Raw genomic sequence first — 14,014 nt, 5'->3', positions numbered from 1 at the left:
TATCCCCCTTTTTTTAAAATCTCAACCACGACCTATATCTTATTAATATAAATATAGGTTATAAAATTGATTTTGCAAATAAAAGGAGAATTTATCTCTTTTTTCTCTTTATTCTCTCTGTTTTTTTTACTATTTTATCCATAAATATTCATTCTTAGGTCTTCCAACTTTTCCGTATATGACTTTTATTTTTATAAGGTTTTTTTCTAATAAATAAGTCATGTATCTATTTATTGTCTTTCCTGCTAGTCCAGTAAGTTCTGATATTTCCTCTATTTGAATATAACCATCAGTTTTTAACATTTCTTTTTTTATAAGTTCAATCGTATTTATATTTATCCCTTTCGGATAATCATTAACTTTTATAGATTCAACTTTATTTCCCTTGGCTATATGAACATTTATTCTAGAATATAAATCTAAAACTTTTATAGGTTTAATTGCAAAATCATTTGCTCCAGCATCAAAGAATTCTTTCGCTACAAACTCCTCCTCCTCAATAGTCAAAGCTATTATAGGTACAAGTGGATTTATTTGTCTAATCAATCTAACTCCAACCACACCATTTATATGTGGCATATTATAATCAATTATAATTGCATCTAAATCTAAATTATTCTCATTTAAAATTTTTAGAGCTTTCTCCACTGTTCCTGCTGTATAAGATTCCCATCCCTTGTATTTAAAAAATTCTGAAATAGCAAAAACTATTTCCTCTGAATCATCAATTATTAAAATTTTATTTCCCATCTTTTCCCCCAATTAAAAACTTCAAATAAACTTTTGTTCCTATATCAGTTCCCTTTTTAAAAAATATTTTACACTCATGCTCTTCTAAAACTTTATTTACAAAACTTAATCCTAACCCTGTAGAATTCTTTGTACTAAATCCATCATTATAAATTCTTAAAATATCCTCATCTGAAATTCCAGGACCTTCGTCTTTTATAATGATATAAAAATATTTTTTATAATCTTTGATAACGATTTCAACTTTATCTTTTGAAACTTCATATGCGTTTATAATTAAATTAATTATAGCTCTACACAATAGTATTCTATTAGCTTGTATAATGTAATCATTACTTAAATAATTTTCATACTTAATTTTACTTATCCCATTATGAGTTGACAAATATGAAAATATAAAATCAAAAATTTCACTAATTTTTACTGGAGTTTTTAAATTTGTTTTTAAAATCTCACTAATCATTAAATTCGTTTTATCTAGTGAATTTTCAATTTTAGAATAATACTCAATCTTTTTCTCATTCTCTTCCTGCATTTTTAAAACTTCAACCAAAGTTCTAATTGAAAATAAAGGAGTTTTTAAGTCGTGAACCAAATATCTAGCTTCTTTCATATACCTGTTTTCAAGTTCTTTTTCAAAAATATGCATCGCCTTTTCTTGACTTTTAAATATTGATAATAACAAAATTGAAAATGATGTAAGTAATATAAAAAATACTAACCCTAAAATATTCAAAATAGTTGTTGTCTCCATAAATTCTGAAGCTTTGTGTAAATCTGAAGTCAATTCACCAGTCCCCAAAATTTGGAAATATGACGTTATATCTAACCATTGTATCCCCATCATAAATACAAGTAATCCTAAACTTTTTTTAGGAATATTAGTCCTTTTGAAATTGAATCTTGAATAATAATATACCCAACCTAACCCTAAAATAGAACTTTTACCAATAGTCAATTCTATATTAAAAAATATTTTAATAAAAAAATATATTAAAGGCATCACTAAAGCTATCGGTAAAAATTTTAAAAAAAATAATTTTTTTTGATTAACTTTTAGAGTTATAGAGTCTATAATAGTAAATATAGCTATATAATTTGGAAAAGCTCTTATAGTATTTAAAAAAACTATCTTAAAAGTTGCGACTATAATGAACTCTTTATCCCATTTTTCTAAGCTTTTCGATATCAAATTATATATTTCTAAGTTTTCATGGTTAAAGTGTATTGGCATTATAATCCCGATAAAAATCATTAACATTCCAAAATGAAACTGTTCTTTTTTTATTGCAAAATCAATTCTTTTCATATCTCCCCCTGTAAATTAAATAATACTCTAAAACAGTACAAAAAAGAAGTTTTTTTTACTATGCTATTGACTTTTGGATTTTTTGAGCTAGAATTGCTATTACAATTTTATTAACAACAGGTAACTTTAAAAAATTGTTTCAACAGGAGGTTTTTTTATGTACAAGATAGGAGTTTTTGATTCTGGAGTTGGTGGTCTAACAGTTCTTAAAGAAATTGAAAAATATCTTCCAAAATCTCATATTATATATTTCGGAGATAGTGCTAATGCTCCATATGGAGATAAAAGTAAAAATGAAATAAAAAATCTTTGTCTAAAAATTGGTGAATTTTTATATAATAATAGTGTTGATGCCATTGTAATTGCTTGTAATACTGCAACAGCTGCTTCTTTAGAGGCTATGCAAGAAACATTTCCAATACCAATTATAGGTGTTATTGAACCTGGAGTTAAATCTGCACTTGCCACAACTACAAATGGTAAAGTTGCAGTAATTGCAACTCCTGCAACAGTTAAATTTAATGCTTATAGAGATGTTTTTGATAATTTTGCTCCTGAAAATTTTGACTTAGTTCAGAGAGGATGTAAATTATTGTGTCCTATGGTTGAAGAAGGATGGGAAAACAAATATAGTATATACTTTACAGATGAGATTATTCGTCTTTATTTAGAGGCTATTCCTGAAGATGTTGATACTTTAATTTTAGGATGTACTCATTATCCTATGATTAGAAATACAATTGAAAGACAATTTACTAAAAATATTGTTGATCCAGCAAAAGAAACAACATTAGAACTTCTTAATAAATTAAAAACCATCGATAAAAAAAATGATATTACTCCTAAAATAGAATTTGCTATAAGTGGAGATATTGAAAACTTTAAAACTATAGCAGAAAGATTTTTAGAAAGAGAAATTCAAAACTTATATAATATAAAACTATAAAAAGTTATAAATTTGTATTCTAAAAGCACTGCTGAGTTTGTAATTCTATGAGGAGGAAATTTTTATGAATTTAAATAAAAAATTCAAAATTATTATTTTTACAACCCTACTTATTAACCATACAACGCTTCTAGCAAATACAACAACACAAGATGAAATATCTAAAATTGACTTAACTATCTCCACAAAAAAATCAACAATTGAAAATATTTTGAATCAAGAAATTCCAAAATTGATAAATGATTCTGGCTCTGGAAATGAAATAATTGAAAAAAATAGTAATAATAAATTATTAAATTTAGGAATTAGTTTATTGGATAAAGTTCATAAAAAATCATTGGATAAAATTCAAAATTTTAAATGGAAATATTCCATCCAACGTGATGATATCCATTTTTCAGCAAACAATCGTACTATAGAGGCTCTTGCAAATTTTAATGGAACCGTTTTAGCATCTTTAGAAGAAACAAATTCCGAAGAACTAAAAAGTGATATTTCTGGAACAATAGGAATTAAAACTGATCTTTCAATTGATGAAAATTGGAACTTACTATCATCAAGTTCCCCTATTTTTAAATTAAGCGATGCAAATATTCCTCTAAACTTTGATTTAAAGGGTATAAAAATTAAAAAAAATATCAACCTATCTCATGATATAGAAAAACATATTGATCCTATATTAAAAAAAACTATTAGCAAGGTTGATGAATATGTCAAAGATTTTAAATTGCACTCATTTATTGAAGAAAAATGGCAAATTTTAAAAAATCCAATTTTAATCAATAAAAATTATAGAGTTTGGTTACTTTTAAATCCAGTTAATACAAGATATTCTGATTTTATGACTAACCAAGATAACCTAGGAGTAAAAATTGGATTAGATTCTTATGTTTCATTGTACTTAGGAGACAAACCAAATCCACTTATCCAAAGCAACTTACCTCCTATAAAATATGGTACAGTTGATGATAATTTTAATATGATACTTCCTATTTATACGACTTATAATTATATAAATGAAATTTTAGAAGAAACATTTAATGGAGATTCCTATCCTATTAATTCTTTTTCCAAAGTTAGGGTAGAGGATATCAATTTTTTAGGGACAACCAATAAATTAAATCTAAATGCCAAGGTTATATTTACTTTATTTGAATTTTTGGATTTTAAAGGAATTATAAATTGTTTTTTTACAACTCCTGGTGAAGATTTTGATTATACTTTAAAAACTAATAACTTTATTTTAAAAATTGTTGATAGCTTTTTTCATTCTACAATAAAAAAAGCTATTGAAAATAAAATAATTTCTGAAAAAAATAATCTTAAAGATAAAATGTCTGAAGTGATTATTGATAAAAATACTACTCTAAAAAATAAAATAATAACTCTTGAAATCAAAAGTATTACAACTGAAAATGAATCAATTAAAATATTAACAACAATCACTGGAACTTCTACTCTTGAAATAAGATAAATATAGTTAAAACAAAGCATGAGTTATAAAATCATGCTTTGTTTTTTTATGATTTTCTTGTATAATATTACTAGTTTACATTTTATTTTTTTATTAAGGAGGCAATATGATTAATGGAGTTTGGATGGGATTAATTTTAATAGGAATTGTAGTTTCTTTTCTAAACGGAAACGTACAAGGTGTTACAGACGCAGCTATAAATTCTTCAAAATCTGCTGTAGAAATTTCAATTGGTTTAGTTGGAGTTATGTCTTTATGGCTTGGAATTATGGCTGTAGCAAAAGAAGCAGGACTTGTTGATGCCATGGGTAGAGGATTAAGACCTCTTTTAAAAAAATTGTTTCCTGAGATTCCAGAAAATCACCCAGCTATGGGAAGCATCGTTGCAAATATAGCTGCTAATTTTTTTGGACTAGGGAATGCTGCTACTCCTCTCGGTATCAAAGCTATGCAAGAACTTCAAGATCTTAATCCAAACAAAGACGAAGCAAGTAACTCAATGGTGACTTTTTTAGCTATAAATACTTCGTCAGTTACACTTATATCTTCAAGTGTAATCGCTTATCGTACTGCTGCCAATTCAGCAAATCCAGCAGAAATTATAGCTCCTACAATTATAGCTACAATAGTTTCAACAACAGTAGCAATCGTTGCGTGTAAACTTCTAGAAAAAAGTAAATCTTTTAGAAGAGAATCTGAAAAAACTGTTGAAGAAATTGTATAATTTTAGGGAGATGATAATATGTTTATATTTATAATGGATAAAATATCTTTATTTGCAATACCAGTGATTATACTTTTTATAACTTCTTATGCTTTTTTTGTAAAAAAAGTTAAAGTTTATGAAGTTTTTTGTGAAGGTGCTAAAGAGGGATTTACTACAGCTATTAAAATAATTCCATTTTTAGTAGCTATGTTAGTGGCTATAGGAATCTTTAGAAGTTCTGGTTCTATTGATATTATAACTGGCTTTTTAAATCCAGTTTTAAGTTTTATTGGAATGCCTGGAGAACTTTTCCCAATGGCGATTATGAGACCTCTTTCAGGTGGTGGAGCAACTGGAATACTAAATGACCTTCTTACTACCTATGGTCCCGACTCTATGATTGGAAGAATGGCATCTACTATGATGGGATCTACAGAAACAACATTTTATGTTTTAGCTGTATACTTTGGTGCTATTAATATAAGAAAAACAAGACATGCTCTACTTGCTGGACTTTTAGCCGATCTTGCAGGAATTCTTACAACTATCTGGATTTGTAATTTAATATTCTAAATTGAATGGAGGGACAATGTTAGGTAAAAAATTATCTTATGGTGACACTATAGGAATTATTGCTCCAGCTAGTTTTGCAGATATTAAAAAATTGAATAGCGCTAAAAAAAATTTGGAAGAACTTGGTTTTAAAGTTGAAGTTGGAGAAAGTACTAAAAGTAAATGGTTTACGTTTTCTGGTACTGATGAAATTAGAGCTAATGATATTAATAAATTTTTCAATAATCCAAAAATAGATGCAATTATCACCATGAGAGGTGGCTATGGAAGTATAAAACTTTTAGACAAAATTGACTATGAAATAATTAAAAATAATCCTAAAATATTTGTTGGATATAGTGACATCACAACTCTTCATACGGCTATTTTTAATAAAACTGGTCTTTTAACTTTTCATGGTCCAATGGCTACAAGTAATTTCAGTAAAGAAATTAATGAGTTTACTCTTAAAAGTTTTTTACAAACTTTAATGCATCCTAAAGAAGAGTTTTATTTAAAAAATCCTACAGGAGAAGAGCTTAAAATAATCTCTGAAGGAAAAAATTCTGGAAAAATTATAGGTGGAAATCTTATAACTTTGATATCTAATATCGGAACTGAATATGATTTTGATTATAATGACAAAATTCTTTTTATAGAAGATATTGGAGAGGTAACATATAAAGTAGATAGAGCTTTGGCACAACTTAAAAATATTGGAGTTTTTTCTAAAGTTAATGGAATTATTATTGGAGATTTCAATGATTGTAAAAAAGATTGTGAAGACTCATTAACTCTTTTTGAAACTTTTCAACATTATTTTGCTAATTTAAATATTCCAGTTATTTGCAATTTAAAATCGGGACACTGTGAACCAATGGTAACTCTTCCTCTGGGGGCAAATTGTGAAATCGATACTTACAATAAAACAATTAAAATTTTAGAAAAAGTAGTAAAATAGAAGAAGCTTAAATTAAAGCTTCTTCTATTTTTTTAATAATCAAAATTTATTGTATAAGATTTTTTAATATTTCCACCTATTTCTAAAGAAATATTTCCAACTCTTTCCGAAATTTCACCATCAAAATCTATGAAATCACCTATTCCACACCAAGGTTCTATACAAACAAAATTTGCTCCAGGTTTTGCCCAAAATCCCAAATATTTAAAACCATCTAAGCTTACTGTTATTTTTCTATTAGTTTTCTTTTCTTTTAAAGAAACAGTCTGACTTTTATATCCTGTATAAACTAAGGCCCCTTTATTAAAACTATCTTTATTTAACTGTATTATCCCATCTTTTAGTTGTAATTCTTTTGTTTCTCTTTTGAATAATGCTTCTTCATTAACAAATAATTCTTCTAAAACTTCTGGATGTTCAAACTGTATAATATAATCTTCTATTTTAGAATTTTCATCAAATGGACACTTAAATCCGGGATGATTACCTAATGAAAAATGCATTATTTTATTTGATAAATTTTCAACTAAATATTCTGTAATAAGTTGATTTTTTTCCAATCTATAAGTTACAGAAAATCTAAATTCAAAAGGATATTCTTCAATGGAAATCATATTGCTATCTATAAAAAGAGTCACCTTATTTTCAGACATATCTTGAATTTTAAAATTAGTGTGTCTTGCAAATCCATGATTTTTAAATTGATATTTTTTATTTTCATATTTTATAGAATCGTTTACAGATTTCCCAACTACTGGAAATAATACAGGTGAAACACTTCCCCAAATATTTTTATCTCCACTCCACATATAGCTTTCTCCTGTTTTTCCTATAACTTTTTTTATCTCTGCTCCTAATAAAGAAATTTCAACGAATAAATCATCATTTTTTATACTTAACATTTTCGTCCTCCTCATTTTCTGAATCATAAAAATTATACTCTATTACTATACCAAATAAAAGAGTCTATTAAATAAAAGGAATTTAATAATTGATATTGAATATAAACTATTATGTTTTAAAGCTAGTTTTTAAACTTTATTTTATTCTAGGAGGTATAAAAATGAATAGTAAAAGTAGAATAGCTGCTGTATTATTGGCAGGAACAATGTTAACTGCTTGTTCTAACGTAGACAATCTTAATAATAAGACTACTGGTACAGTAGGTGGAGCCGCTGCTGGAGCTCTTTTAGGACAAGCTATTGGACACAATACAGCTGGTACTTTAATTGGAGCTGGAGTTGGAGCCTTAGCTGGACTTGGTTGGGGAGCATATAGAGATAAACAAGAACAAGAATTCAAACAGCGTCTTCAAAATACAGAAGTTCAAGTTTCTAATCAAGGAAATTATATTAATCTAAATCTTCCTGGTGGAGTTACTTTTGCTACTAACAGTGCTAATATTAATTCTAGTTTTTACAATCCTTTAAATTCAATTGCCTATGTACTTAATCAGTATCCTGAAACTAAAATTTTAGTAGCTGGATTTACTGATAATACAGGACCTTTAGCATTCAATAAAACTTTATCTCTTCAAAGAGCTCAAAGTGTTGCTAACTTCTTAGTTACAAAAGGTGTTAATCCTATGAGAATATCTGCTCAAGGATATGGACCTGATATGCCAATAGCTAATAATAATACTGCTGTTGGAAGAGCTCATAATAGAAGAGTAGAAATTCAAATTTATCCAAATAAATAAAATTATAAAAGGTTCATAACCGTTTAGTGTTATGAACCTTTTTTTATCTTAAGATTTCATCTACCTTTTCTACAGCTTTTTCTTTTTTCTTGGCTTCTATCTCAACATCAAAATCCTTAAAAAGCCATAAAAAATCTTTAACATCTTCCTTCAAAATATAATCTGAATGTGCTCTATCTGTAATATAATCTCTTCCACTCGAAATATGAGCAAGTGGTCTTTCTTTTTTCCAAGTTTTTTTAATTTCATCTATATCATAATTTTCAGAATTTGTTACTCTAGCATGATGAACATCTAAAACCATAGGAATGTGCAAAGTTTTACAAAGTTTTAAAACTTCATCGACTTTATAATAATGACAATTTTCTACTCGTATTAAACTTTTTAATTCTGGAGAAAGAGTCTCGAATACCAATTCAAATTTTTCTGCATCAGATTTTTTTCCTATATGAATAACCATATCCTTAATACCCATATATTTACATAGTTCTGCTTGATAATTTAAAATTTTAATAGAATTTTCTATAACTAAATCGGAGTTACTATTTAGTACAACATATTGATCTGGATGTATAGTAAGTCTTAAATAACAAGATAGACTTCTAATTTCCTCTAATTTTATAATTATTTGAGGATTTTTTTTCCAATCCCATATATCTATGAATGGAATAACTGAAGATGAAACTCTATAATTCAAGTTATTTTTTATACAATATTTAATACAATCTAAAGTATAATCTAAATTAAATAAGGCTGCTTCTGTTACTTTTTTTAAGTCAAATTTTGCTATGGAACTTACCCCTTTTTTCATACCCTTCTTATCAAACATACAAACTAATCCTAGCAAACTAACCACCTCTTCCTATTTAGCCATTTAACTATTATACTCTCTTTTATAGTTTATCCTTCAATGAATTATTTCACTTATTTTAACAATTAAAATAAGTTTGGCTATAGATTCGCTTTTTATTGATTTAAAATATATTTAATGATAATATTTGGCGTTAAAATTAACTATCAAGAGAGGATAAATATGAATAATTTTATTAATAATCCAGAAATTTTTTCAATAAATAAGTTAGAGCCACATTCAGATCATAAATATTTTTGTGAAAATAAAGTATTAAAAAAATCTTTAAATGGAATTTGGGACTTTTCTTATTGTGATTCTCCAATTTGGAGTACAATAATTGTTCCAGGTCATATGGAATTACAAGGATATGGAGTCCCTCAATATGTAAATACAATGTATCCTTGGGATGGACATGAAAATTTATCTCCTGGAGAAATTCCTCAAGATTATAATCCATATGGAACTTATAGAAAACAAATTAATATTCCAAAAGATTGGCAAAATTCTCCAGTTATTATATCGTTCCAAGGAGTTGAATCTTGCTTTGAACTTTATTGTAATGATAAATTTGTAGGCTATAGTGAGGATAGTTTTACACCTTCTGAATTTAATATCACTCCATTTTTATCAGAAAAAGAAAATACAATAAGTGTTAAAGTATATAAATGGTGTAGTGGTAGCTGGCTGGAAGATCAAGATTTCTGGAGATTTTCAGGAATTTTTAGAGATGTATATCTGTATACTACTCCATCTGTCCATGTTCAAGATACATTTTTAAAATCAGATTTAAGTGATAACTTAAAAAATGTAACTCTACGAAACGAGTTAATACTTAATTATCTTCGTGAATGTACAGTAAATATTATTATGGAATTAAAAGACTCCAATGATAATATCGTATCTATATCAGAAGCAATAAGAACAAAAGATAACAAAGTATATTTAGAGTTAAAAGCTGAAAATATAAATTTATGGAGTGCTGAAATTCCATATCTTTACACTATAAATACTTATGTTAAAGATGATTCTAGTGAAGAAATTATTGAAATGGTATCTCAAAAATTTGGATTTAGAAAATTTGAATTGGTTAACGGCATTATGACAATTAATGGTAAAAGAATTATATTCAAAGGTGTAAATAGACATGAATTTAATTGTTATAGAGGAAGAGCTGTAACTGATGAAGATATGCTTTGGGATATTAAATTTTTAAAAGCCAATAATTTTAACTCTGTTAGAACATCTCATTATCCAAATAATTCAAAATGGTATGATCTATGCGATGAGTATGGTATTTATGTAATAGACGAAGTTAATCTTGAAACTCATGGTACTTGGCAAATTATGGGAAAACCTACAAATAATAAAGTTATCCCAGATGATAAAATTGAATGGTTAGAAAATATATTAGATAGAGCAAAATCAATGTTTGAAAGAGATAAAAATCATCCGTCCATTTTAATTTGGTCTTGTGGTAACGAATCTTATGGTGGTGAAAATATTTTTAAAATGTCTCAATATTTTAAAAATATAGATTCATCAAGATTAGTTCATTATGAGAGCATATTTTGGGATAGAAGATTTAATGATACATCATGCATGGAAAGTAGAATGTATGCAAAAGTAAACGAAATTGAAGATTATTTACAAAACAATCCTCAAAAACCATTTATTCTTTGTGAATATTCTCATGCAATGGGAAATTCAAATGGTGGTCTACATAAATATATTGATCTAGAGGATAAATACCCAATGTATCAAGGTGGATTTATTTGGGATTATATAGATCAAGCTCTAATGAAGACTGATGAATTTGGAAAAGATTATCTTGCTTATGGTGGTGATTTTGGAGATAGACCAACTGACTATAACTTTTGTGTCAATGGACTTGTATATGCAGATAGAAAACCATCTCCTAAAATGCAAGAGGTTAAATATCTTTTTAGTAATTTCAAAATAATTCCAGAAAAAAATAGAGTTTTAATTAAAAATAACAATTTATTTACAAATTTATCTGATTTTTCAGTTCAATACAAATTGCTTTACAATGGCGAAATTAAAATTACTGGTATTATTAATGCCAATGTCGAGCCACTTTCTGAAAAATTTTTTAATTTAGATATTCCAGAACAGGTAGAGAATGGCGAATATACTGTCGAAGTTTCTATACACTCAAAACAACCGACTAAATGGGCAGAGATAAATCACGAAATATCTTTCGGCCAATATACTTATAAAATAGGATTGGATAAATTTCAATACTCAGACAAACCCTATACTTTAATAGACGGAGATTTTAATATTGGAATTAAAGGATTTAATTTTCATTTTATTTTTTCAAAAGTCTATGGTGGACTAGTCTCTTTAAAATATAATAATACAGAATTTTTAAAAGATACTGTACTCCCAAATTTCTGGAGAGCACCAACTGATAATGATAGAGGCAATAACATGGCACAAAGATATGCACAGTGGAAAATTGCCTCACTTTATCCTAATGTTTCTAATATAGAATGTAACGACTATCAAAAATATGTTGAAATATCTTATACTTATAATTTAAATACAACGCCAGCTTCCATTTGTAAAATTATATATAATATTAGTGGAGATGGAAAAATCAAAATTACAATGAAATACGACGGTACTAAAAATTTATCAAACATGCCAGCTTTTGGAATGAATTACAAAATTTATAAAAATTTTAATATTATTAACTATTATGGATTAGGACCAGAAGAAAATTATATCGACAGATTACATGGTGCAAGACTTGGGGTATTTAAAACTACAACATTGGAAAATTTGAGCCAATATGTAATTCCTCAAGAGTGTGGAAATCGTACTCAAAATAGATGGTTAGAAATAACAAATAATTTTGGATTTGGAATAAAAATTTCTAGTCCAAATCACTTTGAATTTAGTGCGTTACCATACACAATTTCTGAACTTGAGAACGCTAAACATCACTATGAACTTCCAAATTCACATTGTACCTCTCTAAATATAAATGCTAAACAAATGGGTATAGGAGGGGATGATTCATGGGAAGCTTTTACGCATGACGAGTATTTAATGCCTAGTGAAAGTTCAATGGAATTTTCTTATTGTGTAGAGTACGTAACTAAATAAAAGAGGATATTTCACTATTTTCTGTAATATTATATTTGAAGAATTTTTTAATATAATATTTTTAGGAGAGTGATTTTTAATGATAACCCTTGATAATAACAAACCATTATTTAGAGAAACTAGTACGATTGATGCTCCTTTAGTTTTCACAGAATTATATGCTATTAATCCTTCTAATTTTCCTAAATGGATTCCTGGAATAAAGAAAGCTAAAGGTAGCTTTGGAGATTTAAAAGTTTCAGAGCTTCTAAATACAAAAGTAAGTGTTATTCCTGAAGATGGTGGGATTTTAGTTGATGTTATTATTGGTAAAGATGAACATAAAATTTTAATAAAAAAATCAACTTTAGGAAATGGATTAGAAATAACTTTTAATAATATTGAAAACTTTAAAATAAAAACTGATTTTTCTTTAAAAGCTTTAACTGATACTTCTTGCTCTCTAAATCTTGAAACTTACTTATTAGAAGCAAAACATAAATTTCATCCAATACTTTCATTTGAAATTAAAATGTTCTTAAGACTACTTTTAAAAAACTTTACTAAATGTGTTGAAGAATCTTATGAAACTATTGAAACTAATGATAAAACAATAGAAGCTGAGATATTGAGTTTTTATAAAGAAAACGTATCTCAATTACAGGCTCTTATAAAACCAATAAAGGATGACTTAGGACCGGATGTAGTTGAAACATTGAATAAAGATATAAAAACACTAGCATATAATAATTCAGAAAAGTTTAATAATGTTGTGCAAATTCTTTTAACATCTATTCCAAAAGATGATTTAAACAGTATAATTACAACTATTAAAACTACTTTAAAAAATAATATGTTAACACTTAAAAGTCTTACTAAGAATACTCATTCTGGTGCTTTAGTAAATTTAAATTCTTCTGTTAAATTGCATATAGATAACTGTAGTTATGTTGTCAGTACTCTACTTAAAGATTTACCAGCTGAAACAGTTGTAAAATTTGAAAAAGCTGCTACTGAACTATTAAATAATAATTTGGAAGAATTACAAAAGATTATAGAGACTATTAGAGATAGAGTTCCTGCACAGGATGTTAAAGTCTTAGAGCTAGGAATTATCAATCTTATGAGAAAAGATATCACAAACTATAAATCAGTTTTAGATAAAATTGTTAGCGGAAACAGTAATCTTTCAGATATGGAAAATAATATTATCGTTGCCTTAAAAAATAATTTGGATAAGTACGAAGAAACTATAAATAATGAAGCTAACACAGCATATCTATCTTCGATTTCAATGTCTGAAAAGGCAATTTCTGATTTTAAAAATTCTTTAACAAAAATTTCTACTAACCTAACACCTGAAAAAATAGATGAGATTAAGTTAACTATTTCTGCTAAAACTTCAAATCTTTATAATGATGTTAATAATATATTAAAAGAAGCAACACCTGAAAATTTAGCGGCAAATAAAGATAAATTTGACTCAAAAGTTTCAGAACTTTTAGAAAGATATGAGCAAGCTGCAAAAATAATAATACCTAGTATCGATTCTGAAAAATTAAATCTTTTAACACAAAAAATAAAAGAAACTCTTGAAAAAGAGTATGACTCTTTTTCAAATAAAAAATAAATTTTAGACTTTCAGGGGGTATA

12 protein-coding genes are annotated in these 14,014 nt (G+C 26.9%); 8 read left to right on the top strand and 4 right to left on the bottom strand.

What is annotated here, in order from left to right; genetic code table 11:
• Positions 1–129: 129 nt before the first annotated feature.
• Both H3N56_RS00760 and H3N56_RS00755 read right to left on the bottom strand, forming a co-directional pair.
• Positions 130–750 carry a DNA-binding response regulator gene (locus tag H3N56_RS00760; protein WP_185879435.1) on the bottom strand — a complete coding sequence of 207 codons (621 nt, stop codon included), beginning with the start codon at positions 748–750 and terminating at the stop codon, positions 130–132.
• A complete protein-coding gene (locus H3N56_RS00755) occupies positions 740–2,059 on the bottom strand; it encodes a HAMP domain-containing sensor histidine kinase (RefSeq protein WP_185879434.1) in 1,320 nt (439 codons plus the stop codon). Before H3N56_RS00755 ends, H3N56_RS00760 begins: the two co-directional genes overlap by 11 nt.
• Before the next feature lie 157 nt (positions 2,060–2,216).
• Between H3N56_RS00755 and murI the strand changes: the two genes are divergently transcribed.
• The 5 genes from murI to H3N56_RS00730 all read left to right on the top strand — a co-directional run bounded on the left by murI (position 2,217) and on the right by H3N56_RS00730 (position 6,698).
• Positions 2,217–3,005, top strand: a complete 789-nt coding sequence (gene murI, locus H3N56_RS00750) for a glutamate racemase (RefSeq protein ID WP_185879433.1) — start codon at positions 2,217–2,219, stop codon at positions 3,003–3,005.
• Between the two features lie 64 nt (positions 3,006–3,069).
• A complete protein-coding gene (locus tag H3N56_RS00745) occupies positions 3,070–4,479 on the top strand; it encodes a DUF4403 family protein (RefSeq protein ID WP_185879432.1) in 1,410 nt (469 codons plus the stop codon).
• Positions 4,480–4,585: 106 nt separating this feature from the next.
• On the top strand, positions 4,586–5,203 hold the full coding sequence (locus H3N56_RS00740) for a nucleoside recognition domain-containing protein (protein ID WP_185879431.1): 618 nt from the start codon (positions 4,586–4,588) through the stop codon (positions 5,201–5,203).
• 18 nt (positions 5,204–5,221) lie between these two features.
• The gene (locus H3N56_RS00735) at positions 5,222–5,758 is read left to right on the top strand and encodes a spore maturation protein (RefSeq protein ID WP_221893413.1); all 537 of its coding nucleotides are present in this window, start codon (positions 5,222–5,224) and stop codon (positions 5,756–5,758) included.
• Positions 5,759–5,774: 16 nt separating this feature from the next.
• Complete coding sequence (locus H3N56_RS00730) at positions 5,775–6,698, top strand: LD-carboxypeptidase (protein WP_185879430.1); 924 nt, start codon at positions 5,775–5,777, stop codon at positions 6,696–6,698.
• Between the two features lie 32 nt (positions 6,699–6,730).
• Here the strand turns inward: H3N56_RS00730 and H3N56_RS00725 are convergent, their stop codons facing one another.
• Entirely contained in the window at positions 6,731–7,600 is an 870-nt protein-coding gene (locus H3N56_RS00725; RefSeq protein WP_185879429.1) for an aldose 1-epimerase family protein, read from the bottom strand.
• A gap of 161 nt (positions 7,601–7,761) precedes the next feature.
• Here H3N56_RS00725 and H3N56_RS00720 point away from each other — a divergent pair, with 161 nt between their 5' ends.
• Positions 7,762–8,397, top strand: a complete 636-nt coding sequence (locus tag H3N56_RS00720) for an OmpA family protein (protein ID WP_185879428.1) — start codon at positions 7,762–7,764, stop codon at positions 8,395–8,397.
• Positions 8,398–8,440: 43 nt separating this feature from the next.
• Here H3N56_RS00720 and H3N56_RS00715 read toward each other — a convergent pair whose 3' ends face one another.
• Positions 8,441–9,244 (bottom strand): hypothetical protein, encoded by an 804-nt coding sequence (locus tag H3N56_RS00715; RefSeq protein WP_185879427.1) that lies wholly within the window; start codon positions 9,242–9,244, stop codon positions 8,441–8,443.
• Positions 9,245–9,430: 186 nt separating this feature from the next.
• On the opposite strand from H3N56_RS00715, the gene H3N56_RS00710 reads away from it, so the two are divergent.
• Positions 9,431–12,382, top strand: coding sequence for a glycoside hydrolase family 2 TIM barrel-domain containing protein (locus H3N56_RS00710; RefSeq protein ID WP_185879426.1), 2,952 nt, complete (start codon positions 9,431–9,433; stop codon positions 12,380–12,382).
• A 79-nt stretch (positions 12,383–12,461) separates the two neighbouring features.
• Positions 12,462–13,991, top strand: coding sequence for a hypothetical protein (locus H3N56_RS00705; RefSeq protein ID WP_185879425.1), 1,530 nt, complete (start codon positions 12,462–12,464; stop codon positions 13,989–13,991).
• The last annotated feature ends 23 nt before the right edge of the window (positions 13,992–14,014 follow it).

The sequence above is a fragment of the Cetobacterium sp. 2A genome (assembly GCF_014250685.1).
Classification (GTDB): domain Bacteria; phylum Fusobacteriota; class Fusobacteriia; order Fusobacteriales; family Fusobacteriaceae; genus Cetobacterium.
This window is presented reverse-complemented; position numbering and strand designations above follow the sequence as displayed.

What these genes read in the sequence shown, in the direction of transcription:
- H3N56_RS00755 (WP_185879434.1), bottom strand. Translation starts at nt 2,059, where the DNA reads ATGAAAAGAATTGATTTTGCAATAAAAAAAGAACAGTTTCATTTTGGA.
- H3N56_RS00740 (WP_185879431.1), top strand. Translation starts at nt 4,586, where the DNA reads ATGATTAATGGAGTTTGGATGGGATTAATTTTAATAGGAATTGTAGTT.
- H3N56_RS00730 (WP_185879430.1), top strand. Translation starts at nt 5,775, where the DNA reads ATGTTAGGTAAAAAATTATCTTATGGTGACACTATAGGAATTATTGCT.
- H3N56_RS00720 (WP_185879428.1), top strand. Translation starts at nt 7,762, where the DNA reads ATGAATAGTAAAAGTAGAATAGCTGCTGTATTATTGGCAGGAACAATG.
- H3N56_RS00735 (WP_221893413.1), top strand. Translation starts at nt 5,222, where the DNA reads ATGTTTATATTTATAATGGATAAAATATCTTTATTTGCAATACCAGTG.
- murI (WP_185879433.1), top strand. Translation starts at nt 2,217, where the DNA reads ATGTACAAGATAGGAGTTTTTGATTCTGGAGTTGGTGGTCTAACAGTT.
- H3N56_RS00710 (WP_185879426.1), top strand. Translation starts at nt 9,431, where the DNA reads ATGAATAATTTTATTAATAATCCAGAAATTTTTTCAATAAATAAGTTA.
- H3N56_RS00745 (WP_185879432.1), top strand. Translation starts at nt 3,070, where the DNA reads ATGAATTTAAATAAAAAATTCAAAATTATTATTTTTACAACCCTACTT.
- H3N56_RS00725 (WP_185879429.1), bottom strand. Translation starts at nt 7,600, where the DNA reads ATGTTAAGTATAAAAAATGATGATTTATTCGTTGAAATTTCTTTATTA.
- H3N56_RS00705 (WP_185879425.1), top strand. Translation starts at nt 12,462, where the DNA reads ATGATAACCCTTGATAATAACAAACCATTATTTAGAGAAACTAGTACG.
- H3N56_RS00760 (WP_185879435.1), bottom strand. Translation starts at nt 750, where the DNA reads ATGGGAAATAAAATTTTAATAATTGATGATTCAGAGGAAATAGTTTTT.